The organism is Soonwooa sp. (genome assembly GCF_030151385.1).
In the GTDB taxonomy this organism is placed as follows: Bacteria; Bacteroidota; Bacteroidia; order Flavobacteriales; family Weeksellaceae; genus Soonwooa.
Genome location: NZ_JASLDS010000073.1, coordinates 98830 through 125654, shown reverse-complemented (window position 1 = coordinate 125654; position 26825 = coordinate 98830). Strand labels below are relative to the sequence as shown.

At 35.1% G+C, this 26825-nt stretch carries 27 protein-coding genes; 15 read left to right on the top strand and 12 right to left on the bottom strand.

What is annotated here, in order from left to right; all coding sequences use genetic code 11:
* The first annotated feature begins 59 nt into the window (after positions 1-59).
* Complete coding sequence (locus tag Q1V95_RS15265; RefSeq protein ID WP_300675577.1) at positions 60-887, top strand: GLPGLI family protein; 828 nt, start codon at positions 60-62, stop codon at positions 885-887.
* 28 nt (positions 888-915) lie between these two features.
* Complete coding sequence (locus Q1V95_RS15260) at positions 916-1782, top strand: GLPGLI family protein (protein WP_300675576.1); 867 nt, start codon at positions 916-918, stop codon at positions 1780-1782.
* 59 nt (positions 1783-1841) lie between these two features.
* Here the strand turns inward: Q1V95_RS15260 and fsa are convergent, their stop codons facing one another.
* From fsa to gyrA, 3 genes are all read right to left on the bottom strand, one after another.
* Complete coding sequence (gene fsa, locus Q1V95_RS15255) at positions 1842-2495, bottom strand: fructose-6-phosphate aldolase (RefSeq protein WP_300675575.1); 654 nt, start codon at positions 2493-2495, stop codon at positions 1842-1844.
* A gap of 87 nt (positions 2496-2582) precedes the next feature.
* Complete coding sequence (locus tag Q1V95_RS15250) at positions 2583-3965, bottom strand: tetratricopeptide repeat protein (RefSeq protein ID WP_300675574.1); 1383 nt, start codon at positions 3963-3965, stop codon at positions 2583-2585.
* Positions 3966-3981: 16 nt separating this feature from the next.
* The gene (gene gyrA / locus Q1V95_RS15245) at positions 3982-6579 is read right to left on the bottom strand and encodes a DNA gyrase subunit A (protein ID WP_300675573.1); all 2598 of its coding nucleotides are present in this window, start codon (positions 6577-6579) and stop codon (positions 3982-3984) included.
* A gap of 172 nt (positions 6580-6751) precedes the next feature.
* Between gyrA and Q1V95_RS15240 the strand changes: the two genes are divergently transcribed.
* Positions 6752-7066 (top strand): DUF4286 family protein, encoded by a 315-nt coding sequence (locus Q1V95_RS15240; RefSeq protein WP_300675572.1) that lies wholly within the window; start codon positions 6752-6754, stop codon positions 7064-7066.
* Positions 7067-7101: 35 nt separating this feature from the next.
* Here Q1V95_RS15240 and Q1V95_RS15235 read toward each other — a convergent pair whose 3' ends face one another.
* From Q1V95_RS15235 to Q1V95_RS15220, 4 genes are all read right to left on the bottom strand, one after another.
* Entirely contained in the window at positions 7102-7782 is a 681-nt protein-coding gene (locus tag Q1V95_RS15235; RefSeq protein WP_300675571.1) for a Bax inhibitor-1 family protein, read from the bottom strand.
* 102 nt (positions 7783-7884) lie between these two features.
* A complete protein-coding gene (locus Q1V95_RS15230) occupies positions 7885-8571 on the bottom strand; it encodes a VTT domain-containing protein (RefSeq protein ID WP_300675570.1) in 687 nt (228 codons plus the stop codon).
* Positions 8572-8655: 84 nt separating this feature from the next.
* The gene (gene prfB, locus Q1V95_RS15225; protein ID WP_300675569.1) at positions 8656-9765 is read right to left on the bottom strand and encodes a peptide chain release factor 2; all 1110 of its coding nucleotides are present in this window, start codon (positions 9763-9765) and stop codon (positions 8656-8658) included.
* Positions 9766-9829: 64 nt separating this feature from the next.
* Positions 9830-11185 (bottom strand): ATP-binding protein, encoded by a 1356-nt coding sequence (locus Q1V95_RS15220; RefSeq protein ID WP_300675568.1) that lies wholly within the window; start codon positions 11183-11185, stop codon positions 9830-9832.
* Between the two features lie 92 nt (positions 11186-11277).
* Between Q1V95_RS15220 and Q1V95_RS15215 the strand changes: the two genes are divergently transcribed.
* A complete protein-coding gene (locus tag Q1V95_RS15215) occupies positions 11278-11919 on the top strand; it encodes a uracil-DNA glycosylase (RefSeq protein WP_300675567.1) in 642 nt (213 codons plus the stop codon).
* Between the two features lies 1 nt (position 11920).
* Here Q1V95_RS15215 and Q1V95_RS15210 read toward each other — a convergent pair whose 3' ends face one another.
* Both Q1V95_RS15210 and Q1V95_RS15205 read right to left on the bottom strand, forming a co-directional pair.
* The gene (locus tag Q1V95_RS15210; protein ID WP_300675566.1) at positions 11921-12406 is read right to left on the bottom strand and encodes a hypothetical protein; all 486 of its coding nucleotides are present in this window, start codon (positions 12404-12406) and stop codon (positions 11921-11923) included.
* A gap of 70 nt (positions 12407-12476) precedes the next feature.
* Entirely contained in the window at positions 12477-12965 is a 489-nt protein-coding gene (locus Q1V95_RS15205; RefSeq protein ID WP_300675565.1) for a DUF456 domain-containing protein, read from the bottom strand.
* A 66-nt stretch (positions 12966-13031) separates the two neighbouring features.
* On the opposite strand from Q1V95_RS15205, the gene Q1V95_RS15200 reads away from it, so the two are divergent.
* The 9 genes from Q1V95_RS15200 to Q1V95_RS15160 all read left to right on the top strand — a co-directional run bounded on the left by Q1V95_RS15200 (position 13032) and on the right by Q1V95_RS15160 (position 22961).
* Positions 13032-14297 carry a mechanosensitive ion channel domain-containing protein gene (locus tag Q1V95_RS15200; protein WP_300675564.1) on the top strand — a complete coding sequence of 422 codons (1266 nt, stop codon included), beginning with the start codon at positions 13032-13034 and terminating at the stop codon, positions 14295-14297.
* Between the two features lie 18 nt (positions 14298-14315).
* Positions 14316-15038, top strand: a complete 723-nt coding sequence (locus tag Q1V95_RS15195; RefSeq protein ID WP_300675563.1) for a pyridoxine 5'-phosphate synthase — start codon at positions 14316-14318, stop codon at positions 15036-15038.
* 18 nt (positions 15039-15056) lie between these two features.
* Complete coding sequence (locus Q1V95_RS15190) at positions 15057-16196, top strand: hypothetical protein (RefSeq protein ID WP_300675562.1); 1140 nt, start codon at positions 15057-15059, stop codon at positions 16194-16196.
* Between the two features lie 124 nt (positions 16197-16320).
* Positions 16321-17454 carry a hypothetical protein gene (locus tag Q1V95_RS15185; protein ID WP_300675561.1) on the top strand — a complete coding sequence of 378 codons (1134 nt, stop codon included), beginning with the start codon at positions 16321-16323 and terminating at the stop codon, positions 17452-17454.
* Complete coding sequence (locus Q1V95_RS15180; protein WP_300675560.1) at positions 17454-18233, top strand: alpha/beta fold hydrolase; 780 nt, start codon at positions 17454-17456, stop codon at positions 18231-18233. The genes Q1V95_RS15185 and Q1V95_RS15180 overlap by 1 nt, the downstream gene beginning before the upstream one ends.
* 63 nt (positions 18234-18296) lie before the next feature.
* Positions 18297-19322 carry an NAD-dependent epimerase/dehydratase family protein gene (locus tag Q1V95_RS15175; protein WP_300675559.1) on the top strand — a complete coding sequence of 342 codons (1026 nt, stop codon included), beginning with the start codon at positions 18297-18299 and terminating at the stop codon, positions 19320-19322.
* The gene (locus Q1V95_RS15170; protein ID WP_300675558.1) at positions 19322-21088 is read left to right on the top strand and encodes a long-chain fatty acid--CoA ligase; all 1767 of its coding nucleotides are present in this window, start codon (positions 19322-19324) and stop codon (positions 21086-21088) included. The genes Q1V95_RS15175 and Q1V95_RS15170 overlap by 1 nt, the downstream gene beginning before the upstream one ends.
* A 227-nt stretch (positions 21089-21315) precedes the next feature.
* Positions 21316-22374: a diphosphomevalonate decarboxylase gene (locus Q1V95_RS15165; RefSeq protein ID WP_300675557.1), complete on the top strand. Its 1059-nt coding sequence runs from the start codon at positions 21316-21318 to the stop codon at positions 22372-22374.
* A gap of 209 nt (positions 22375-22583) precedes the next feature.
* Positions 22584-22961 carry a VOC family protein gene (locus tag Q1V95_RS15160; protein ID WP_300675556.1) on the top strand — a complete coding sequence of 126 codons (378 nt, stop codon included), beginning with the start codon at positions 22584-22586 and terminating at the stop codon, positions 22959-22961.
* Here the strand turns inward: Q1V95_RS15160 and Q1V95_RS15155 are convergent, their stop codons facing one another.
* The 3 genes from Q1V95_RS15155 to Q1V95_RS15145 form a co-directional block, all read right to left on the bottom strand.
* Positions 22962-23339: a DUF1634 domain-containing protein gene (locus tag Q1V95_RS15155; RefSeq protein WP_300675555.1), complete on the bottom strand. Its 378-nt coding sequence runs from the start codon at positions 23337-23339 to the stop codon at positions 22962-22964.
* Positions 23340-23345: 6 nt separating this feature from the next.
* The gene (locus Q1V95_RS15150) at positions 23346-24176 is read right to left on the bottom strand and encodes a sulfite exporter TauE/SafE family protein (protein ID WP_300675554.1); all 831 of its coding nucleotides are present in this window, start codon (positions 24174-24176) and stop codon (positions 23346-23348) included.
* Positions 24177-24278: 102 nt separating this feature from the next.
* Positions 24279-25085 (bottom strand): response regulator transcription factor, encoded by an 807-nt coding sequence (locus Q1V95_RS15145; protein WP_300675553.1) that lies wholly within the window; start codon positions 25083-25085, stop codon positions 24279-24281.
* 260 nt (positions 25086-25345) lie between these two features.
* On the opposite strand from Q1V95_RS15145, the gene Q1V95_RS15140 reads away from it, so the two are divergent.
* A complete protein-coding gene (locus Q1V95_RS15140) occupies positions 25346-25678 on the top strand; it encodes a zinc ribbon domain-containing protein YjdM (protein ID WP_300675552.1) in 333 nt (110 codons plus the stop codon).
* Positions 25679-25714: 36 nt separating this feature from the next.
* Positions 25715-26824, top strand: a complete 1110-nt coding sequence (locus Q1V95_RS15135; protein WP_300675551.1) for a 5-(carboxyamino)imidazole ribonucleotide synthase — start codon at positions 25715-25717, stop codon at positions 26822-26824.
* Position 26825: the final 1 nt, after the last annotated feature.

Here is a 26825-nt window from a genome sequence, read left to right as displayed (position 1 = left end):
CACACAACTGCCTCTATTTTTTTCAAAATTAAGAGGCAGTTTTTTTAAGAAATTAAACTATGAGATTAATATTTATTTTTTGTTTAGCTTTTAGTATAAACTTATTTGCACAAAACCAGCGCTACGTCTACGAATACAAATTGGTAAAAGATTCTACTGATAAAGCAAATCAAAGAACGGAAATGATGTGTCTTGATACATCGAAAGAAGGATCGAGATTTTATAGTTACACGGCTTATCACTCGGATTCGTTGATGCGTGCAAATTTGGAAATGCAATTAAAAGCAACTGGTGTCATCAATGTTAAATCGGATATGAGAATTGAGGCAGAGCGTTATTCTGTTTCAAAATCGTATCCTGATTTTAAAACAGAATTGCATAACCGAATCGGAATGGATTCTTATAAAATTCTGGACGATCGAAAACTAAATTGGAAAATATTATCCGATACGCAACAAATCGGAAAATGGAAAACGCAAAAAGCAACTTTGGATTTTGGTGGAAGACATTGGATAGCGTGGTTTACTAATGATATTCCGTTGCAAGATGGACCTTACAAATTTCATGGATTGCCAGGTTTGATTGTTAAAATCGAGGATAAAACCCAATCTCACATTTTGGAACTAAAAGCCATTAAAAATTTGAGTTTGGAAGAATTTAATTCTGTTTTAAAACCTAAAAATGAGATTGCCTTAAGTCTTAAACAATATCAAAAGGTTTTAGAAGATTATGCCAATGATCCAACAAAAGGGTTCAAACAAGCAACGATGGGCGGAATTGTAATGACGCCTACATCTGGTGATAACAAATGGATCAAAGAACGCGAAGCAAAAATGAAGGAGGATCTAAAAAAAGATAACAACAAAATCGAATTGTCTTTTAAATAAATCTTTAATTTGTAAAAATATAAACACCATGAAAAAAACAATATTTCTGTTTTTATTGCTTCAGATTGTTATTGGAAGTGCGCAAAGCCAACGCTTTTTGTACGAGTATAAGATAGCACCAGACTCCACACGACGCGATTCCGTAATTGTCGAAATGATGCGATTGGATGTCCTGCCAAAAGGCTCAAAGTATTATAGTCAAAATGTGTATATGCGGGATTCGATTATGGACTCTCGGATGAAGAAAAATGAGCTTGTTAAGAATGCGGATGGCGGCGATATGATTATTAGTAATGAAGGGACGCCTCATGGTGTTATAGAGCATAAAGTTTATAAAACTTATCCTGATTTTAAAATCAACTTTATTAATAAAATTTGGCCAGATTTTTATAATCAAACAGATGATCGAAAAATAACTTGGAGGATTCTTTCAGACAAGCAAAAAATCGGGAAGTGGGATTGCCAAAAAGCAGAAACTAATTTTGCTGGACGAAAGTGGATTGCTTGGTTTACAAGTTCGATTCCGATACAAGATGGTCCTTATAAATTTCGTGGATTACCAGGCTTGATTGTTAAAGTGACTAACCAAAACGAGACAATTTCTTTTGAGTTAAAAGGTGTTCAGAGTATTGTTAAACAAAATCTGGATGACGATTTTGAAAAGCAACTTAATCCTATACCTGTAACATATCAGCAATATGTGAAGCTTTATAAAAACTATCTCAAAGATCCCATTGCTGGTCTTAGAAAAGCTTATAGTGATAAGGTTTTTGAAATGTATGACGCGTCAGGAAATCTAATGCCACAAGAAAAAGTCCTTAAAGACTACGACACCCGTGCACGCGAACAATTAAAGAAAAATAATAATACTCTTGAACCAGATCTTTTAAAATAATTTTAGAACAAAAAATCCGAAGCAAAAACTTCGGATTTTATATTTATCAATAAAAATGATTAGCTCATTTTTTTAGCATCAGCAACAAATTGTGCTAATCCGCTGTCTGTTAATGGATGTTTTAACAAGTTAAGGATTGACGGAAGTGGCGATGTGATAACATCAGCTCCGATTTTTGCACAGTTAATGATGTGCATTGGGTTTCTGATAGACGCCGCTAAAATTTGAGTATCATACAAGTAGTTATCATAGATTGTTCTGATCTCTTGGATTAACTCAATTCCATCAACAGAAATATCATCTAATCTTCCTAAGAAAGGCGACACATAAGTTGCACCAGCTTTAGCAGCTAATAAAGCTTGACCAGCTGAGAATACTAATGTACAGTTGGTTTTGATACCTTTGTCTGAAAAGTATTTTAACGCTTTGATTCCGTCTTTAATCATTGGGATTTTAACAACGATTCTTTCGTGCAAAGCAGCTAACTCTTCACCTTCTTTGATCATCTCTTCGTAAGTTGTTGAAAGAACTTCTGCAGAAACGTCACCGTCAACGATGTTGCAAATGTCAACATAATGTTTGTTGATTGCTTCTTTACCAGCTATTCCTTCTTTAGCCATTAATGATGGGTTGGTTGTAACACCATCCAAAATTCCCAAATCCTGAGCTTCTTTAATCTGCTCCAAATTAGCAGTGTCGATGAAAAATTTCATTATTTTTTAGTTTTAAAATCTTAATTACAAAGATAGCTTAATTATTTGCCTCCAAACAAAAATTGGAAGCCTAGGCTTCCAATTTTTTTATTTTTTAAGTTCAGCTTCTTTAGCTTTGAACTCGTTGTACTTTGCAGTGTTTTGCGTTGCATTATAAAGACCTTTTAGTAAAGAAACCATGTCGGCATCTTTAGGATCTAGTGCATAAGCTTTTTCTGCGTAAGGAATCGCTTTTGCAAATCTTGCACGACGTAATTCCATTACTTTGTTAGCTTCGTCAATTTTCTTAGCTTTTTTAAGCGCATTGAATTCGTCAACGGTTTTTGAGTCATCACCCATTAATAAAGCAACCATGTTGTCGTAAGCATTTTTGTTGTTTGGTTCAATGCTAATTGCTTTGTTGAAAGCTTCTTCGGATTCTTTTTGCTTTGCTGGATCATTCTTATAGATAACACCTAGATTGTACCACGCGTTAGCATCATTTGGATTTTTCGCAATTTGAGATTTTAGACTATTGATGAATTGGTCAGTTTTACCAGATTTGTAATAGGCTATTCCAAGTGCGTTAGCTAATTTAGCATTGTTAGGATACTTTTTTATTCCTTTTTCAATCAAGGAAATAGCATCATCATAGCGACCTAGATCCATTAGCAAAAGAGATTGGAAATCGTAAATTTCCTCTTCTTTGCTAGGTGTTTTTTCTTCTTTAAAATCAGTATAATCGCCTGATGCTCCCATTTTTTTATACAAATCAAAAGTAGATTTATCCAAGGTATCAACTTGATTTGTTTTTTTATTTTTTGCTGTATAAATTGTTTCAGCACCAGTATATCCCATATCCAATAAACGTTGGAATACTTTAGAAGCTTCTTCTTTCTTCTCGCCTTGTGCATAAGCTATACCTGCAGAATAAAGAACAGAAGGGTTGTCAAATAAACCTGCTTTAGATAAATCATATGACTCCTCAAAAAGTTTAGCTGCTTGTGGGAAATTCTTAGCCTCGTAAGCTGTAACTCCATTTTTATATGCTGTTTGGAACATTGGAATTAACTGCGGACTAATTTTACTAGCTAATGATGGCGAATATTTTTCTTCTTTTAAAGCTAAGCCAGCTCCTAGTTTATCTGCTTGTTCTTTTCCAACAAAGTAAACTTTGTTTTTATCGTTGTCTTTACCAGTGTAAATTGTTGACTTTCCTAAGTCGCTAATTTTTGCAAGAACTTGTGCGCCTTCTGCAATTTTTCCAGCTTTTACTAGACCTAGACCTTTAGCATAATAATATTGCTCTTGTACAGATGGTTCTAATAAATAAATTTTGTCTCCGAAAATAGCTTCAGCTTTAGAAATTTCGGCAGCTGTTGTACTAGCATCACCTTGGTCTGCAGCTTTTACTGCATTAGCGATTTCTTTTTTTTGAGCGAATGACAGCGAGGCTGCAATCATTGTTAAGCTTAAAAATATTTTTTTCATTTGATTATATTAAAATTTATTCGTCGTTGTTATTGTCTTCGTTTTCTTCAGTAGTTTCCGGTGTTGGATTTTCTTCCGAAGTTGTTTCATTTACAATTGTTGTACCATCTTCGTTAGTTGCGGTTTCTCCGTTTTCAGAATTTTCAGATTCTTCTTCAACATCTTTATCCATTTCTACTTTTGCAATCGCAGCAATCTCGTCGTTACCTTTAAGGTTGATAAGTTTAACACCTTGTGTGTTTCTACCCATTACACGAAGTTCGGCAGTGTTCATTCTAATGGCAACACCAGAACGGTTGATAATCATCAATCCATCTTCGTCAGTAACTGATTGGATTGCGATTAGATCACCAGTTTTTTCTGTAATGTTAAGTGTAATAACACCTTTACCACCACGGTTTGTGATACGATAATCTTCAACAGCAGTACGTTTTCCGTAACCTTTTTCTGAAACCACTAATACGGTATCATTTTCCAAGTCATTAACAACGATCATTCCGATTACTTCGTCACCTTCTCCAAGGTCGATACCACGTACACCAATTGATGTTCTACCAACGGCACGTACTTTTTCTTCTGGGAAACGAATACATTTACCACCTTTAGAAGCGATCATGATTTCAGAACTTCCGTTCGTTAATTTTGCGCCTAAAAGCATATCGTCTTCACGAATTTCAATCGCGTTAACACCATTAGTTCTTGGTCTAGAATAGGCAGCCAATGACGTTTTTTTGATGGTTCCGTTTTTCGTAATCATCACGACATTCATTTGACTCGTGTAGTCTTCGTTTTTAAGATCTTTGGTGCGGATGTAAGCTTTAATCTTATCATCTGGTTCGATGTTGATAAGGTTTTGAACCGCTCTACCTTTCGCCGTTTTAGAACCTTCCGGAACTTCAAATACTCTTAACCAGAAACATTTTCCTTTTTCGGTAAAGAATAGTAAATACTCGTGGTTGGTTGCAGTAACGATGTATTCTAAGAAATCTTCGTCACGTGTTGTAGCACCACGATTTCCTACGCCACCTCTTGACTGAACTTTGTATTCTGAAAGAAGTGTTCTTTTAATATAACCAGCGTGCGAAATTGTTAAAACAACTTTTTCGTCTGGGATAAGGTCTTCGATTGACATTTCTCCACCAGAATAATCGATTTCTGAACGTCTTTCGTCGCCATATTTTTCCTTAACTTCAAGAAGTTCATCTTTAATAATTTGAAATCTTCTTGGTTCATTTGCTAAAATATCTTCCAAGTCATTAATTAAAGCCATGATTTGTTCGTACTCATCACGGATTTTATCCAATTCCATTCCTGTAAGACGAGCAAGTCTTAGGTCTAGAATTGCTTGAGCTTGGATTTCTGAAAGTTCGAAAGCTTCGATCAATCCTTCTTTCGCCTCGGCAGGATTCGCACTATGACGGATAATTGAAATCGCTTTATCTAAAGAATCTTGTGTTCCGATAACCTTCATGAAACCTTCCAAGATGTGCGCTCTTTCTCGCGCTTTTTTCAATTCGTATTCCGTACGTCTAACGATAACAACATGACGGTGATCTACGAAATGATGGATAATGCTCTTAAGGTTAAGTTGCTCTGGGCGACCTTTAACCAAGGCAATATTGTTAACGCTGAAAGAAGTTTGTAGTGCTGTATATTTATACAATAAGTTAAGAACTACATTCGGGATTGCGTCGTTTTTCAATTCATAAACGACACGAAGACCATTTCTGTCAGACTCGTCACGGATTTCAAAAATACCAGGGATTTTATCATCTTTAACCAACTCGGCTGTTCTAGCGATCATTTCCGCTTTGTTAACTTGATAAGGAATTTCTGTAACGATAATGGCGTTACGGTTTCCGATTTCCTCGAAGCCAACTTTTGCTCTCAAAATAATACGTCCACGTCCTGTGTGGAAAGCATCTCTAACACCATCGTAACCGTAGATGATACCACCAGTAGGGAAGTCAGGCGCGATAATATGCTTCATTAATTCATCAATCGTAATCTCACGATTGTCGATATATGCGCAAATCGCATCAATACTTTCTGACAAGTTGTGCGGCGCCATATTGGTTGCCATACCTACTGCGATACCAGACGCACCATTAACCAACAGGTTAGGGATTTTTGTTGGTAAAACTGTCGGCTCAGTTAAACTGTCATCGAAGTTATTTTGGAAATCTACTGTCTCTTTGTCAAGGTCAGCAAGGATCTCATCAGAGATTTTTTTAAGTCTTGCTTCGGTGTAACGCATTGCTGCTGGAGGGTCACCGTCCATAGAGCCGAAGTTACCTTGACCATCTACTTGCTCGTAGCGAAGACTCCAAGGTTGAGCCATACGTACCATTGCATCGTAAACCGATCTGTCACCATGTGGGTGATATTTACCCAAAACGTCCCCAACAATTCTGGCAGATTTTAAATATTTTCTATTAGAAAAAACACCCAAACCATACATCCCATAAAGCACTCTTCTGTGTACTGGCTTTAGACCATCTCTTACGTCTGGTAAAGCTCTGGAAACAATAACCGACATCGAGTAGTCGATGTAAGATGTTTTCATTTCATCAACAATGTTGATAGGAATTAACTTTTCTCCTTCTGATCTCATCTATATTCTTTAAAATTAATCGGGAAAATTCCCTTTTTTCTATTTCTTAAAATTTGATTTTAATTGTATTTTTGCTAAAATTTTCCATTAGCAAATGCATCTGCTAAAATACGAAAATTTTGCCTAATATTGCCTATCGAATTCAACTAATTATCTAATTAAAATCAAATAAATGAGTATTTTAAGTATCACTTTTCACACAACCGAGAATAGGTTGGCAGAATGGGGTCAATATTGTGAGAATGAACTATTTGCGATGGTCGAAAATCTTATGGATGTGGACAAATATATCTTATCCGAAGTAGATACCGAAATGCTAAGAGAGGGACGAAATACCAATCTCCTTTTAGTTTTTGCTGATGAGGATTTGCGACAAGGTTTTTTGTTAAGCGAACTTCCAAATATCACCGAACGTATCGAAAAGGTTTTTGGACAAGAGGTCATGATTTTCCCAACGATGTTAAATCCAAAAAGGCTCAGATTTTAAAATCTGAGCCTTTCTTTTTTGCTATATTGATTTGATTAACTTCTTCTACTCATCAAGATTCTAAGGATGTACCAGAATAATAACATGATTGAAGAGAATAATTGTAACGATGCACCAACATATTGATCTGTTGCATAGGCATCTTTTAGTTTGCTAGTTTGGTAAAGGATACTTGCAGCTGCAATTAATACCATCCCAACCGAAAACCAAAGTCCTAGATTGAAACCGAAGATTGCGCCTGCAACAATAAGTCCTAATGCTACAAATCCACCAATTACAATGATTGATCTTAAAAACGAGAAATCTGTTTTACTAAAGAAAGCATAAGCACTTAATCCAACGAATAAAGCTGCGGTCAGAACTGCTGCTTGATATACCACGTCCAATCCTGTAATATTAACTGCGATATACATTATCGGTAGGAAGATTATGGCTTCTAACAATACATAAAAACCAAGCCCCATGTATTGTGTAGAGCGGCTTTGTGCAAAAGTCCATTTGCTAGCTAGGGTAGAAGCTAACCAGAATGCACCAATGATAAATAGCCATACAAATTTTTGTGAAACCATCGATATAATGTATTGTTCTGGAACAATGTTGATAAGGATTGTTTCGACAACGATAAATGCCAAAATTGCTAAAGCAACGTGGCCATAGGTTTTTTTGTAAAACTCCGCCTTTTCTAAGTCGGTAGCTTGCGATACGAGTGTTTGCATATTGTGTTATTTTATTTTCTTTGTCGAATATAGAAAAATATATGCCGCAAACAAAAAAAAGAACCTCATTGAGATTCTTTTTTAATATAATTTATGAAATTTTTATTCTTGAGGACCTTTTGGTTCTTCTTTTTTAGTACCAAACACAAATTTAATTAATACTGGAAGTGTTGTTACAAGGACGATGATAATGATGATCCACTCTAGGTGAGATTTAAGATCGATCCCGAATTGGTCTTTGAAAACTTTATCTAAATAATGTCCAGCAAATACCAAACTGAATGACCAAAGCACCGCACCAATAATGTTATCGATTAAAAAACGTTTTTTATCCATTTTCACAATACCAGCAACAATTGGTGTGAAAGTTCTTACCACTGGTAAAAATCTTGCCATAATAACGGCTAAGCTACCGTGTGTTTCGAAAAAGTCGTGCGCTTGGTAAAGGTATTTCTTTTTGAAAAGCATTGTGTCAGGACGCTTATATAAAGATGGTCCTGTTTTAACACCAAAATAATATCCAATTTCGTTACCGATAATTGCTGCTAATGAAATACAACCTGCAAGAATTGTGGTGTCTAGCAAATCGTTGCCACTTCCTCCAAAAGTTTCTTTAATGATTTCTACAGCATAAATTCCTGATACAAAAAGCAATGAATCGCCTGGTAGAAAGAATCCAACGAATAATCCAGTTTCAGCGAAAATGATAAATAATATCAACCAAAACCCACCCATTTTGATATAAAACTCAGGGTTTAATAAATCTTTCCAACTTTCGAAGTGTTCCATATTAAATTTTGTGTCGCAAATATACTTAATTGATTAATTTTATCTATGATAAAGGGCGTTAATTTTAGTTAAAATTTATCGCTTTTAAAACTGACTTTCGTCAGTGTCAGCTTGCCCTTCTGCCATTAGGAACGATTTTAGGAAACCTGTAATGTTACCGTTCATCACACCATCAACATCAGAAGTTTCAAAACCAGAGCGTACATCTTTCACCAATTTGTATGGATGCATAACATAGTTTCGGATCTGGCTTCCCCATTCAATTTTCATTTTGTTGGCTTCGATTTCGTTTCTCGCACGCATTTTTTCTTCAAGCTCCATTTCATAAAGTCGAGACTTCAAGAGTTGCATTGCTTTTTCTTTGTTCTGAAGTTGCGAACGTGATTCTGAGTTTTCGATAATAATGCCAGTTGGAGCATGTCGAAGTCTAACAGCGGTTTCGACCTTGTTAACATTTTGCCCACCAGCACCCGAAGAACGCATGGTCTCGAAACTAATATCGGCAGGATTAATGTTAATCTCAATCGTATCATCAACCAAAGGATAAACGTAAACCGAAGCAAAACTCGTATGGCGCTTCGCATTACTGTCGAACGGCGAAATTCTCACCAAGCGATGGACACCGTTTTCACCTTTTAAATAACCAAAAGCAAATTCACCTTCAATCTCCAAAGTCACCGTTTTGACACCTGCAACATCGCCTTCTTGGAAGTTGAGCTCTTTTACTTTGTAACCTTGTTTTTCTGCCCACATAATGTACATACGCATTAGCATGCTTGCCCAGTCGCAACTCTCGGTTCCGCCCGCGCCAGCTGTTATCTGAAGAACTGCCGAAAGCTCGTCGCCTTCGTTGGAAAGCATATTTTTGAACTCAAGGTTTTCGATTTTTTCGACAAGTTTTGGAAAGTTTTCATCCAAGTCTTTTTCGCTGTCTGCATCTTCTTTTGCAAACTCCAATAGAACTTGTAAATCTTCAAATTCGGTGAAAATAGCCTCGTAATCTTCAACCCATTTTTTCTTGGAACGAAGTTGTTTTAGAAAAGCTTCAGCTTCTTTTGGATTGTTCCAAAATTCAGGCGCAGCTGTTTTTTCGTCATCGTTACTGATTTCGATTTTCTTTTTTTCGATTTGAAGATATTTGTATAAATCCTGAATTCGATTATTGATTTCTTTTATCTGGTCGTTATTAATCACGGATGTTTGCTAATTAATTTGCAAAATTAGACATTAAGAGGTATAAAAAATAATTTTAGAACAACTAATTCTCATCCTTGTCCTCTTTATTAAAACCAATACTTCTAATTGGTTCTTCTTTTTTCATATAGAATTGAAGTTCCTGCTGCAAAGTCAAAATTCGTGGATAGAATTCTTCCTCAGAATTGATGCTTACTTCTTGCAAAAACAATAGGACACTATCGAGGTATTCTTGCGTTAGTTTGCCTGCAGCTTCTTTTAACGCAGCGTCGATAATTGCTTGGTCGATCTTAAGGCTTGTAACTTCTTTTTTAAGATAAAGATTTCGTATTCGTTTTTTCAGACTTTGTGTAAAGTCAATCATCATCGTGTTAGAAAAAGCTTTCATCCTTTGCGCTGTCTCTCTCCAGAAAGGCAATTGGTCGGCTTTATTGTACTTTAAAACTTCCAAAAGCGTTGCGTCTGCGCTTAGATTTTGCATCATATAATAAAGAATCATTTCGGCGCGTTCCTGTGGATTTGGTGGAAAAATCGGAATCATCACATCAAAACGTCCTGGCGCGAGAATCTCTGGATCGATGTCGGAAATATTTTTTGCAGCTCCAATCATCAGTATTTGCTCTTTCTCAAATTTGTCAATAGTATGGAAGATGATATTTTTGGTTTCCTTTAATTCCCAAGCATAACTGTCTTGACTTTCTTTTTCTTCCATAATCAAGTCAAAATCATCCAAAAACAATAGGATTTTTTCTTGCTTCATAATCGAAATCAAAAAATCATTAAAGTCCGATTTTTCGTGTGTGAAGAAATTTGTTTTTAAATAAGATTTTCGAATCTCCTCAAATTTATAATCAATAATTTTTGCAATGCGTTTTGCCCAAAATATTTTTCCACTTCCTGGAGGTCCATAAAGTATGATTCCTGCGGCACGATGGATTCCCCAATTGTTAAGCTGATTCTCATCAGTGAAAGGTTCCAACATGTCGATAATGTAGAAATACAAATCGCTGTAACCGATAAAATCTTTTTGGAAAAGCGGTGTTTTTTTACCAAAATAATCGTAAACAAATTGATAGTTACCACCTAATTCTCGATCGATGTTAAAACTAGACACCGAGGTTTTGTAAGGGCCGTTGTCGAAGATGTTTTTATGTTCTTTTTTGATGAAGTCGTCTACTTCTTCTTCAGGTTTCGAAATGGCTTCTGCAATATCTTTGGCGTTTTTTTCTTTGTTAAGATCATCACTGTATTTTGCAAGGAATTCTTTTTGTTCTTTTACGAACTTGGAAAACTCTGGTGTTGCTTGCATTTTATCATTGATCACAGAATTGATGTTAAGATCAAAATCTTGAACAAATCTTTTCAAATTTTCGATGGGTATGTTAATGTCTTTCGCAAGACTAGAAAAATCTTTAAGCATATTCTTTCTTTTGTTCTAAATTATCAAAAATTATACAAACTTGAGTCGTAAAGTCACTTGTTCAAGAAAATTATTCCATTTACTTTTGTGATATGACTTGGAATGAGATTTTAGAACCGATAAAAGAAAGTGCGTATTTTAAAAATTTGTGGCAAAATGTTAAACAAGAATATGCTACCAATAAATGTTTTCCGCCAAAAGAGCAGATTTTTCGAGCTTTGGAGTTAACGCCTTTTGATGAGGTTAAAGTCGTGATTATTGGTCAAGATCCGTATCACAACGATAATCAAGCAAATGGACTTTGTTTTTCGGTGACAGAGGGCGTTAAAGCACCACCATCTCTTAAAAATATTTTTACTGAACTAAAAAATGATCTCAATATTGACCGTTCCAAAACCGAGTTGGACGATTGGGGAAAACAAGGAGTTCTGCTGCTCAATGCAACATTGACGGTTAAAGCCCACGAACCGAATTCTCATAAAGATTTGGGTTGGGAAAAATTTACCGATTTTATCATTCAAAAAGTTTCTGAGGAAAAGGAAAATGTTGTCTTTGTATTGTGGGGCGCATTTGCACAAAAAAAAGCAGGACTTATCAATCCTGCTAAGCATTTTATTCTTCAATCTGCGCATCCATCACCGTTTTCGGTACATCGTGGATTCTATGGAAGTAAAGTTTTTTCTAAAATCAATGACTATTTAGTTTCTAAAAACGAAACTGCCATCAATTGGTAAATTAATTATCTTCTTTAATTTCTAAACTTACAGCATCTGCAGCGTTCGCGGATTTTCCGCTATTGGATGGGTAAGGCGACACATTTTGTAAGCTGATTTTGTAACCATACACATTTTCTGATTTTTTAAGACCGCGAGATTCCATATCCATGGTTGCCAATTGGATGGTTCTTGGACGAGAAGTTGTTGACATAACTTCTAATTCTGCAACAGCAACGCCTGCCCAAACGCAAGTCATGCCCTCTGGACAACGGCTATCCTCGATAATTCCGTTATATTTAATGTTAAGATTAGTGCCAGCAATTTGTTGGTAATCGCCCATTTTTAAAGTTACTTTTTTCACACCAGAGGTTGTTGTGCTGCTAGAGCTGGTTGATGTCGAAGTCGAAGTCGAGGTTGTTGTATTGGTTTTGGTAGTTTTCTTTTGAGCATCGCAACTTAATATCGCTAAAGATAAAATTGTTGTTAAAAAAATGGGACGTATCATAGTTTAATATTTTAAAAGTTCTAGGAGCTTATTTTAATTCTAAGGCTATTTTTTTAAGTTTTAAATGTATTTAAAAAAATGCATAATAAAGCACTACCAAAAACATTGCCATTCCGACCATAAAGTTAAAGCCTGTGCCATAAAGAAAGCCTATCAGTGCACCTTTCATTGAGTTAAAAGCTTTTTTCCGATCATTAATATCGTGTAAAAGTTCACCAATTAAAACACCCAAAAGCATCCCGATTAAAAAACCAAACGGAACGGGAATCAAAAACATACCAGCAATAGTCCCAACAAAAGAACCAATGCTTCCCCAACGTGTGCCGCCATATTTCTTATTGGTTCTTGCAGGAATGACGTAATTGAGAACAGCAGAAGCAAGAGTTAAAATCGCAAAAATCCAAACATATAACATGGGCATCGGCGAATCTGTTCCGAATTTAAAAATTAAAAATCCAGCCAAGCTGATAACCAAACCGGGCAATACAGGAAGAAAAGTTCCTAGAATCCCGATGATAAGGAGTATGATGCTAACCAATGTTATTAATCCGTCTTGCATATTTTAATTTGAGATAAAAATACGGAATTTCGGGTAGGTGAAGAATAAATTGTTAATTTTGTAAGTATGAAAGACGAGCTAAGCGATTACCGAGACATTTTGATGGATATTAGTGATAGCATTAATGTCTTTTTTGCGCAATTTCTTAATGGTAATGTTGCGTGGATTTTTCAGGTTGCCAGTAAGATTTTGGTTTTAGTAGCCTTTTTTCTTTTGGTGGATTTGGGAATTCGTTTTCTTTTAAAAATTCTGAAAACATCTTTATTTAAAAAAGATAAATATCCTTTTGTAGAAGCGCTCTTCGAGTCAAAATTTAATATTTCTATTGCGCATGTTATTGCATTAGGTTTGTGCAGTTTTGCCCTCGATTCACTTTTCTATAAAGGAATGCATCCTGCGACTAAATCGGTTTTGGATGATATTGTCAAAGTAATTCAAATAGTGGTTATTGGTGGAGCTGGCTTGCGCCTTTATCGTTCGGTTGAGATTTATTACATCATTATCAAAGAAAATTACAAGCTTATTGCTTTTAAAGCGATGTCCCAAATGTTAAAGATTTTGGGTGGCCTTATTTTGTTTTTTTTATTGGTGAAAATAGTTTTCAAGGTTAATAGTAGTACTATTTTAGGAAGCCTTGGGGCGATTACAGCAGTTTTGGTTTTGGTATTTAGGGATACTATTTTGGGTGTTGTTACTGGTATCCATGTTGCGACTTCTCGAAGTTTGAAAGTTGGTGACTGGATTGGTATTCCCAAATATAATTTGGAGGGTAATGTGATGGAGATAAGTCTTTTGACAACCAAAATTCTGAACTTTGATAAAACGATTTCGACGGTGCCAACTTATGATTTGATGACCACTGAGATTAGGAATTTTCAAGTGATGACCGAGGGTAATCTTCGACGTATAAAACGTTCCATGATTTTTAATATTAAATCTTTTCATTTTTTAGAAGAGGAGGATCTCGATCGTTTAGAAAAAGTGAATTTGATTTCTGACTATATTAGAAGAAAACGTTCGGAAATTGAAAAAGAAGAAAACGAATATCATAATCCCGAATATGATCTTAACCGTCAACAATTAACCAATATCGGCGTTTTCAGAAAATATGTTGAGACTTATCTTAAGCATAATCCAGATATTGAGCAGAACGAAATTATCCTTGTTCGACAACTCGAAAATACGACCCAAGGCCTCCCATTAGAAATTTATTGTTTCACAATCTACTCCAATCTTGCTGATTACGAACGCGTACAATCTGATATTTTTGACCATCTATTGGTCGCGACGCAGGATTTTGGTTTGGAAATTATGCAAGTGAATAAAATTTAAACAAAAACAAATAAGAAAATGACAACAAAATTAAGTGTCAATATTAATAAAATTGCAACGTTAAGAAATGCTAGAGGTGGCGATGTGCCAAGTGTAACGCAAATTGCAATCGATGCACAAAAGTTTGGCGCGCAAGGGATTACGATCCATCCACGTCCTGACGAAAGACATATCATGCGAAAAGATGTGTATGATCTAAAGCCTTTGGTGACAACAGAATTTAACATCGAAGGAAATCCTTATCCCGATTTTATTAAAATGGTTTTGGAGGTGAAACCTGAGCAAGTGACTTTGGTTCCTGATGCAGAAGATGCGATTACATCAAATGCTGGCTGGGACTGCAAAACGCATTTGGATAAATTGATGGAAATTGTTTCGACTTTTAAAAATGCGGGAATCAGAACTTCGATTTTCTTAGATCCAAATCCTGAAATGGTGGAGTGGGCTGCGAAAACGGGAACAGATCGAATCGAACTTTACACAGAAGCTTTTGCTAAAGAATATCCAAATAACAAAGAAGCAGCGATTAAAGACTATTACGAAACTGCCGTTAAAGCAACAGAATTTGGTTTAGGAATTAACGGGGGACATGATTTAAGTTTAGACAATTTAAAATACTTTTCGGACAATATTCCGAACTTGTTGGAGGTCTCCATTGGTCACGCTTTAATTTCGGAAGCTTTGTACATGGGACTAGAAAATACCATCCAAGCTTATCTGAAGCGACTGGCGAAGTGGTAGGATAAACACAAATCAATAATGAAAAAATATTTTAAAAATATCCTATCGAGTACTTTTTTGATGTTTGGCAGTTTGGCGTTTTCACAAGATAATGTAAAGGAATTTCAAATAAATTCTAAAAAAGGTTTAGCAGACGAAAATGGCGTCGAACTGATAGAGCCGAAATATAAAAATGTCGATACAAAGCAATCAGGAAATGTCTTTTTGTTTAATGACGGAAGCAATGTTGATGCCTACTACAATGCGAAAACTAAGAAGAGTCTACTTCTTAATAATCTAAGTTGGACAGTTATAAGGATGAATGACAAAGCTTATCTGAAATACTCTGATAAAGCTGATAAAAAGACTTTTTTGATTGACATTGATAATGACCAAGTCATGCCTTTGAAACAATATTATCACTCGATAAAGTCTGTGGGCGATTATCTTTTGACGATTGTTGAACCTACAAAATTGCCTGCCAAACCTGAACCGAAAATTATTGATAAAAAAACAGGTTTGCCTCAAATTCAGAAAGTTCCTGAGGATAAGTATTCCGAAGATTTTATAGTTTATAAAAATGATGGAAAGTTCGTTCCTATTTTCAAAGCTTATGCAACTAATTTTTATCCATTGTATGAGGATAAACTAAAAGTTGTAAAGGAAAATAATACAGACGCGCAGGAAGTTAAACTTGTCAATATTTCCGAACAGAATTCCGAGAACTTCGATTATTTGGCTTTGAGGGATTATCGAAAAAATAAAGACATTTTGATTTATGATTCAAAATTCAAAAAAGTTGGTGCTATCAATTATGATGGACTGGACGAATATAAAATTTCGAGTTTAGCTTCCGAACTTTTAAAAAAAGAATTGAGTGTGTCTCCTTTTTCGGGCTCTGGGATTGTTCCGCCTTCTGGTATATCGACTAAGAAAATTTTTTATCCTCACTTTGTGGTTGAGAAAGCTACTGACGGAAAAAATATCTTATATCAAGTGAAATCCGAAACTGAAAAACTAGCTTTGTTCTCAACTTCTAACACGATTGAGGTTTATGGATCTTCAAAAATTAAAATAGAGACAAAGGATAAAAAAGATGATGCAGCATTCTCAGTTGGCTTGGACAATGGGAAGATTTATTTTCCTAAAAAATATTGGGAAAAATTTGATATGAATTGACAATACTGGAAATATGACATTCTAAAGTATACAGTGAAGATTAAGCGATATTGTTATTGCTTGTGCTTTATCGTTTATTTGGAGTGTTTAATATAGTTTTAAGAAAAATCACAAATTATAAAAAATGATGAGAAAATATTTGCAATTTTTGTGTTTGCTTTTTGCAATTTCCACTTTTGCGCAAACCAAATATTTTGAATTTAGAACTAATTCTAAAATAGGATTAGTCGATTCGTCAGGAGAGGAAATTGTTCCTGCAAGTTTTCAATATTCTAATAGTTATAAGGACAATAAGGCCTTTGTTTTTAAAGATTACGACAAAGATGTTTATTTGTTTTTTAGTGCGGATACCAAAAAAAAACAAACCTATGCATCAATCTATACTAATCTTATTTACATAAAAAATAAAGCCTACTTGCTTGCGAAGAAAAAAGATAAATCTTATCTCATAAGTATTGATTATGGCTCAGAAATGCCTTTGAAAGATGAATTTTATAGCTTGCAGAATAATGGAAATTACCTTATAGGAATTTATACTCCTAGCACCGAAATTAGCAAACCAATTGTTGCCGAAAAGAAAACGACAGGTCAAGGTTCTAAAGTAAAAGCACTGCCTAGCATTGAACCTATAAAGTCTTTAGTTCAAGATAAGTTTATCATTATGAAGGATGATGGTAGCTTTACGCCTATATTTAATGCTGTTAGTGACAAATTTGTTGTCTTGTATGATCTTAACAAATCGAATGACGATGGATTGGCGAGAGATGAAAGTGTAAATTTGGATGACAGGAGTCGTAAAGCCTTTGATTATCTGCTATTGAGAGATATTACCGCAAGTAAAGCAAATTTATGGACGATATATGATTCTAAATTAAAGAAATTAAAATCTTTTGGAGAAAGTTTTAGTGAGGATGAAGCACTTGCTACTGCGGAAAAATTACTGGGAAAAACACTTTCTACATCATCATTTGCTGTGCCTCCATCAATGGGAATAGGTTCGTCAGCTAGTGCGGAAAAGATTAATTATCCAAGTCTTTTGAAAGAGACGGTGAACGGAGAAAATGTTGTCTATTTTTTAAAATCAGAAACTGAGAAGATAAAGCTTTTTAGCACTCCTTTGGAAGTTGAGTTATCGCCGAGAAGTTTTGATGTCACTGTGGAGAAAAACGATGATGATGCAGCGGTTTTTGTTGTAGATGAAAATACGAATAAAGTACTGTTCCCTAAAAAATATTGGGAAAAATATAAAATGAAATAATGGAAATATTACATTCAAAAATATACGGAGAAGATAAGGCTGGGACGCCTTTGTTGGTGTTACATGGACTTTTCGGAATGCTTGATAACTGGGGAAGTTTCGGAAAAGAATTCGGAGAAATGATGCCGACGCATTTGTTGGATCTTAGGAATCATGGCAGAAGTTTTCATTCGCCATCGATGACGCATGACGATCTTGCAAACGATATTATCAATTATATGGATGCTCACAATATTGATAAAGCGTATCTTTTGGGGCATTCTCTTGGTGGAAAAGCAGTGATGCAATGTGCGATTAATTTCCCCGAAAGAGTAGAAAAACTGATTGTTGTTGACATCTCTCCAAAGGCTTATCCGCCACATCATCAAGGTATTATTAAAGCTTTACAAACTGTTGATTTTTCTAAAGTTGAATCGCGTCACGATGTGGAAGATGTTCTTAAAGAATATATCCCAGAGACTTTTGTTATTCAGTTTTTGATGAAGAATCTTTATTGGACAGATGACAAAAAGTTGGATTGGCGTTTTAACTTACAAACTTTGGCAGATAACTATACAGAATTTGTATCTAACGCGATTAAGTTTGGTGTTTACAATGGACCGACTTTGTTTATTAAAGGTTCGAAATCCAACTATATTCTTCCACAAGACGATTTTTTAATCAAACAACAATTCCCTGATTCTAGTTTGGTAGAGATTGCAAATGCCTCGCATTGGGTACAAGCAAATAATCCAACGGATTTTGCAATTGCTGTTAAAGCTTTTTTGTTTGATAAATAGAGGTTTTAATTTAGAATTTCTATGCGTATCTTTGTCGGGATTTGATTTTTTAAAAACTACAGCTTGGAGGCATATCCGCAGGAAAAATACATTTTAGTAACTGGTGCAACGGGGATTTTGGGGCGCGTTATTGTTTTAGAACTTCTGAAACAAGGATGTAAAGTTCGTGCTACCAAACGACCAAATAGCAACCTGAAGGATGTCTTACATTCGTATAAATTCTATACAGACCAGCCAGATTTTTATTATAACCAAATCGAATGGGTAGATGCGGATTTTAACGATATTTTTTCTTTAGAAAAAGTAGTTGAAAATGTATCTGAAATTTATCATTGTGCCGCAAAAGTGAGTTTTCACCCGAAAGACCGCGATGAGATGTACAAAACCAATATCGAAGGAACAAAAAATCTACTTTATGCAGTACAAGATTCTGGTGTCGAAAAATTTTGTTTTGTAAGTTCTGTTGCTGTTTTAGATGGTTTTAATGAAGAGAAATTACAAGACGAAACCTGTGATTTTAATTCTAAATTAGATCATTCGGCTTACGCAAAGTCTAAGCATTTTTCCGAAATGGAAATTTGGCGCGCTGCTGCGGAAGGTCTCAATGTTGTTATCATCAATCCTGCAATTATTGTCGGTTCTGGTAATTGGTCGAGTAGCAGCGGCGAGATGTTCGGGCAACTTGCAAAATCGGGATTTTCGACAGATGGATCATCAGGTTATATAGATGTTCGCGATGTGGCAAAAGTTGCTGTGACTTTAATGGATTCCAATGTATTTGATCAAAGATTTGTTTTGGTTGAAGATAATGTTAAAAACGAAGTCATCGCTAATAAGGTTAGAAAAGCTGTTGACAAAGCGCCTGTAAAGCTTGTTTCGAAATCGGTGTTAAATATCGGGCGAACGCTTAATGCTTTATTTGGCTGGTTAGTCCCAAGTCTCCGAATGGCGAATAAAGTCAATATCGAAGCCATTACAACTGATTCTAAACTCAGTAATAAAAAAATAAAAAAACAATTGAATTTCGATTTTATTCCTGTTTCGGAAAGTTTTGATTTTCACTTGAAAAACTATACACAAGATCAATAATGAATATCGCAAATTTCCTTGTAAGCAATGCACAAAATTATCCTCTAAAACAGGCTATCGGTTTCAAAAGTGGAGCTGGCTGGTCGCATATTACGTGGAGAAAATTAAAGACCGTTGTTTTCAAAACGGCTAATGCGCTAAAGGAAGCTGGCATCCAAAAAGGTGACCGCGTTGCCATCTATTCGGACAATTCTGCAGAGTGGATTACAATGGATTTGGCGACTTTGGCAATTGGCGCGGTAACGGTTCCGATATATTCAACCAATACAAAAGATCAAGCCAAGTATGTAATTCAGGATTCTGGAGCAAAATTGATTTTGACGGGTAACAAGCAACATTACGACAACGCTATTGCTTTGTTGGAAGAATGTCCAAGCCTTGAAAAGATTGTCGTTACCAAAACTTATGAAAGAATTATTCATGATCAAAGTATTCATCTTCAAAAATTCATAAAACCTGCGAGCGAAGACTTGGAGATTTTGGACATGCAAGATGATGATTTGGCGACCATTATTTATACATCTGGTACAACGGGAACCCCGAAAGGCGTGATGTTGATGCACGGAAATTTTGTGAAAGCTTTTGACGCTCACTTCGAATTTTTCAAATTTAAAAACTTTGAAGATGAACATTCATTTGCTTTTTTACCGTTAACCCATGTTTTCGAAAGAAGTTGGACATTGTTAGCAATGACTGGTGGTGCAAAAGTTTCATTTTTGACAGATACCAAGGCGATTGCTGAAGAGTTGCCGATTGTACAGCCAACGATGATGTGTTCGGTTCCGAGATTTTATCAGAAAATTTATATTAAAATTCAGGAAACCATCCAAAGTTCATCACCAACAAAACAGAAAATTTTTAACTGGGCGATGGGGGTTGGTTCTCAATATCACGAATTAAAACGACAAGAAAAGTCAGTTCCATTGGGATTAGGCTTAAAATATAAAATCGCCAATACTTTAGTTTTCAAAAAAATTAAAGGACAGCTAGGAGGTAGATTGTGGTTTATGCCATGTGGTGGAGCATCAATTTCTCCCGAAATTGCACAGTTTTTTGATGCAATGGGCATCCATTTAACTGTTGGTTATGGACTAACTGAAACAACGGCGACTTTGGCACTTTATCCTTTGACCAAATATAAATTTGGGACAACTGGTAAGGCTCTTCCAGGCGTCGAATTAAAAATTGGTACGGAAGAAGAAATTCTTGCCAAAGGAAATGGCATTATGAAAGGCTATTATAACCGTCCCGAAGAAACAGCAAAAGTTTTCACCGAAGATGGATGGTTTAGAACTGGAGATTGTGGCTCAATTGACAACGAAGGAAATTTGACTATTACCGATCGAATCAAGGATTTGATGAAAACCTCGAATGGTAAATATGTTTCGCCTCAAGCAACGGAAAACCTTTTGACCAATGATGCTTTCGTACAACAAGCGGTTCTTATCGCTGAAGGACGTTCTTATGTAACGGCTTTAATTGTTCCGAATTTTGAAGCTTTGGAAGAAAAAGCAAAACAAGAAAACATCAGTTACCAATCTCATGAAGATTTGATTAACAATCCAAAAGTTGTTGATTTTTACAATCAAAAAATCAATGAACTTCAAAAAGATTTGGCATCTTACGAAAAGATAAAAAAAATCACGTTGTTGCCAAGAGATTTCCAAATGGACTTAGGCGAAATGACACCAACCTTAAAAGTTCGCCGCAAAGTTGTTTTAGAAAAATATGCTGACCTTATTGAAAAAATGTACCAAGGTCACTAAAAAAAATATGCAGTCATCCCGAAGGGATGAATGTACATAGCCTAGGATGTAATCCTAGGAAAAAGAGAACGCATTCCTAGAAAACCCCGAAGGGATAAATGTACATAACCTAGCACGCAGTCCTAGGAATTAAAAATAATATGCAATCATCCCGAAGGGATGAATTTTAATAGCCTAGGATGTAATCCTAGGAAAAAGTCGGACGCAGTCCTAGCAATAAAGAAAACATGGAGAATCAATTTATAAGAAATAAAGACTTTAATATTAGCAATCAGACTGTAACAGAATCTTGTCCGTCGAATATTGCGATTATTAAATATTGGGGAAAATACGAAAATCAGATTCCAGCGAATCCGAGTATCAGTTATACACTTAACAACTGTAAAACCAATACAACGATGGAATTTTTAGCAAACGAAGAATTTTCGGTTCAGACTTTTTTGGCTGGAAAAGAAGAAAAAAAGTTCGCTGATAAAATTGAAAAATATTTTAAGAATATCGGAAAATATTTGCCTTGGATTTTGAAAGGAAAGTTCATCATTAAAACTGAAAATACTTTTCCACATAGTTCTGGAATTGCAAGTTCGGCATCGGGTTTTGGAGCGATTGCTAAATGTTTGATGGCTTTGGACGAAAAATTTTCTTCAAATAAGCAACAACCGACAACCGACAACCAAAAAGCCAGTTTCTTAGCGCGATTAGGAAGTGGAAGTGCATGTCGAAGTCTTTACAATGGATTGATTGTTTGGGGAAAAACAAAAGAGGTTTCAGAAAGCTCTGACTTGTTTGCTGTTCCATATCCAAATGATGAGATTCATCCAATTTTTAAGCGATTTAATGATTGGGTGTTGTTGATTCATGAAGGAGAAAAAAGTGTTTCTTCGACGGTTGGACATGGATTGATGAATACCAATCCTTATGCGGAACGTCGTTTTCAAGAAGCTCATGAAAACTTTGAAAAGCTAAAAGATATTTTGGAGAGTGGAGATTTGGATGGTTTTATCAAATTAACTGAGCATGAAGCACTAACCTTACATGCAATGATGATGATGAGTGATCCAGCTTTTATTTTGATGAAAACTGGAACTTTGGAAGTGATTAATAAGATTTGGGAGTTCCGAAGAATTACAAGTTTACCATTGTTCTTTACGTTAGATGCTGGTGCAAACGTTCATCTTTTATTCCCGAATCATCTTGAACAAGATAAAATTGAAAACTTTATAAATCAAGAATTGTTACCATTTACACAAAAAGGAGGTGTTGTGAAAGATGTGATGAGGTTTTAAGTTTTAAATCATTAAAAATTTATGAAGTTGAGTGGAAAAAATTTACTCAACTTTTTTATTTAATGTTGATTAAAGAAATAAGAAAAATCAAATCATTCATTTTTGCGAACTTTTATCCTTTTGTGATTTAACCAAAACAAAGTTTCTGATTTTAAACGAAGTGAAAGATCAATTTTGAATAATATAATTCTAATTTTAAATCAAAAAAAATGAAAATCCACCATATTGCAATCATTTGCTCCGAATATGAAGTTTCGAAAAAGTTTTATACGGAAGTTTTAGACTTAAATATTATTCGTGAAGTTTATCGTGAAGAACGACAATCTTACAAATTAGATTTGGCGATTGATGACCATTATGTCATAGAGCTTTTCTCTTTTCCAAACCCTCCTAAAAGACCTTCACAACCTGAAGCTTGTGGATTGCGACATCTAGCTTTTTCGGTCGATGATGTAGAATTGAAAAGACAGGAGTTTATTTCAAAAGAATTAATCTGTGAAGAAATCAGAATTGATGAATTTACCGATAAAAAATTCTTTTTTACTCAAGATCCAGATGGATTGCCTTTGGAGTTTTACGAAGCTTAATTAATGTGCATAGCCACTAAAGAAACTCACAAACATAATTCCTAACACAATCAAAGAAATTACCACGTAGATATAATCTTTCTCCTTAAGGTAGCCGATTAGCGCAAAAATAATTCGCATAAGTGGTGTGATAATCAAAAGCAAAATCCCAAGCTGAATGATGCCCATTCCTTCAAGGTTTTTAAGAGAAATCCAAAAATGCTCCCAAACATTTTCACTTGGAATACTTAGTTGATCATAAGTTTTTGGCATTTTAAAACCCTCCAAAAAAAGTTTAATAAAACCAATAAGAGAAGTTGCAACGGATAAGATAACGCCCAAACGAAGAAGATTTCCGACAGAGCGATTGAGGTCGAGGTCTGTAAATTCTTTTCTCATTAGATGTTATTTAAAATTGTTTGTAATTCCGTTATACATCATATATACTGACAAAATTGTGATAACGATGGCGAAGAAAGTTTTCAGTTTTTTAGTTTTCGAAACCATTAAAGTTTTAGCTCCGATTAAACTTCCTACAACCACGCCAATCAATACTGGTGCAACAATTACAGGAATAATTTCGCCACGTTGGAAATAAATCAGCGCACCAGCAACTGCCGTTACACCAATCATAAAATTACTAGTTGTTGTTGATACCTTGAAGGGCAACTTCATCATATTGTCCATTGCCAATACTTTCAGAGCACCAGATCCAATACCTAATAATCCTGACATCATCCCAGCAAAAGCCATCATCAAAAATCCTGGAATGGTATTTCTTGCGGAATAGCTTTTAATAACACCTTTATCTGGAAAAGTACCGTAAAGCTTTAGTTTATCTTCGAGACTTCCTTTGATCAGCGGTTCTTGATGATCAGGTTTTCCTTTTAGGTTTAATATTACGGTCAAAAGTAAAATACTTGCAAAGATAATCCCAATGGTATTTGGGTTTAGCATTCCTGAAACCAACGCACCCAAAATGGCGCCTGCAGTTGTGGCAATTTCTAAAAACATCCCAATCCGCATATTGGTAAAACCCTCTTTTACAAAGGCTACAGCTGAACCAGAAGAAGTCCCGATTACCGAAATTAAGGATGCGCCAATAGCATAATGCATTGGTACGCCGAAGCCTAATGTAAGAAGTGGAATAATGATGACGCCGCCGCCTAATCCTGTCAATGAACCCAAAAGTCCAGCGGCAACTGCGCCTAAGAATAATATGATGATTTCCGTCATATCGCAAATATAATCGTATTGTGTCGCTTTTGCAAAAGAATTACTTATGTTTTTTTAGAAAATCTTGTAATTTTTATGCTTGGATTGAAGATCGTTTAGAAATTAATCTTCTCGCAAAGTGTTGTCGTGGGAATCTTGTATTTTTAGCTTCAAATACTGAGAAGGTGTCATGTCAGCGTATTTTCGAAAATCTTTGATAAAGTGCGATTGATCGGCATATTCCAAAAAGTTAGAAAGACTCGTCAAACTTTCTTCGTTTTTTATTAAAGATAAGGCTTTTTCGAATCTTTGGATGGATTGAAATTTATTAGGACTGACTCCAATTTGAGATTTAAAAATACGTTCTAATTGGCGTCTCGATAAGTTAATTTCTTTTGATACTTCATCGAGATTGGTATTATGTCGCAAAACTTTTTGACCAACTAGATGCTTAAGCGCAGGATGAAAAAGCTTTTTCTTGGATTGTATTTTTGTATAAGCAAAATGAAAAATGCATTCCACACGTTCGTCAGTCGTTTTACAACGAAGGATACAATCTGTAAGTTCTTTTGCCTTAAGATGATTAATATCGATTTGCATATCAATCAATTCTTTTGGAGCAATGTCAAAGATATCTTGTAAAGCATGTGGATAAAAACAAACGCCAATGATGTCGGACTTTGGGGCGATTACCGCAGTAGATTTTTGAGTGTCAATACCTTTCAGATGACAGATAGGTAAAGCTTTTCCAGTTTCTGTTCGAAGCTCCGAATCCTCTTTTGGATTATAGAAATACATTCGGGGATTGGTTTCTGCGAATTTGCTAATTCGGATTTCGGAAGGAATCGGATAAACAGATAAATCATCCGACCAAATGTATTGGATGTGATTTTGAAGACTTGTCGGAGGTTGAAACAATCGGATAGGCATTTCTACTTCATTTTCGTTTTACAAATATCGTTAAATATTGTATAAAATGTCGTTTTAATACAATTTTAGAATCTCTAGATTAATTTAATTTTGAACCGAAATACAAATGATGAAAAATAATAAAGTGATATAAGGTTCGCCTTGTGTCACTTTTTTCTTTTAAAACGGAAAGAATAGCTTTTTCGTTCTTTTATTGCTATTTTTGTGAATCAGTGAAAATCAAAAAAAAATCAGATTACTAAATTCTAATTTATTTAAAAATGAGCGAAACACACATCTGTCCAAAATGTCAATCAGAATATACTTATGAAAATGGAAACTTAATGACTTGTTCACAATGTTTTCATGAATGGGATCCCGCAGAAATTGACTTAGGTTCTCAAATTTTGGACTCAAATGGAAATATTCTTCAAGATGGTGATTCTGTGGTTGTCGTTAAAGATCTTCCTGTTAAAGGTGCACCAAAGCCTGTTAAAGCTGGTACCAAAGTTAAAAATATCCGTCTAAGACCAGATAGCGATCATAACATCGATTGCAAAATTGATGGTTTTGGCGCAATGGCTCTGAAATCTGAGTTCGTGAAAAAAGCTTAAAATTCAATCTAAATCTAATTTAAAAGTAAAAGAAAAATGAAAATCGGAATTTTAGGCGGTGGACAACTTGGTCGAATGTTTATTCAAAATGCATTAAAGTATGATGATGCTTTTTATACGCTAGATCCTGCATCTGATGCGCCTTGTCATAATATTTCTTATTTCACAAAAGGAAATTTCAACGATTACGAAACGGTTTTAGATTTTGGAAAAGATAAAGATGTTGTAACGATTGAGATAGAACATGTTAATGCTGATGCTTTGGCAGAATTAGAAAATCAAGGTATAAAGGTAGTTCCAAATTCTAAAATTGTCAAAACGATTCAACAGAAAATTCTTCAAAAGAAGTTTTATAAAGAACATAATATTCCTAGTCCTGATTTTGAAATTATGGATGGCAGTTCCGACGAAATAAAAATGGAGTTTCCCTTTGTGCAGAAACTTAATACCGGCGGTTATGACGGTAAAGGTGTACAGGTTATCAGAGATTCGGAGGACTTGAAGAAACTTTGGGTTGAAGATTCTGTTTTGGAAAAATTGGTTGATATCGATAAAGAGCTTTCTGTCATTGTTGCTAAAAATGAGCGAGGTGAAACCAAAACTTTTCCTGTGACCGAAATGGTGGCAGATCCTAAGCTAAACCTTTTGGATTTTAATATTTGCCCGACCAATATTAGCGAGGACGTATCTCTGCAAATTAAAGTTATTACAGATAAATTTTTAGAAGTTGTTGACTCTGCTGGACTTTTTGCGATCGAATTATTTTTAGATAAAAATGGAAAGGTTTGGGTTAATGAAACTGCACCGAGATTGCATAATTCGGGACATCAAAGTCAAGAAGGGAATGCAAATTCTCAGTTTGAACAAATGTATCGCGTGGTTACCAATTCGCCATTGGCAGACACAGAAGCTTTTACTTTTAGTGGTATGTTAAACTTAGTTGGTGTTGACGGATTTTCAGGAAAGGTAGTCTACGAAGGACTTGACGAAGTGATGAAGATGCCAAAAACTTATGTTCATCTTTATGGAAAAACCGAAACAAAACCAGGTCGAAAAATGGGACATATTAATGTCCTTGCAGATTCTCGTGAAGAATTATTAACAAAATTGATTGATATCAAATCTAAAGTAATTGTAAAAGCATAAA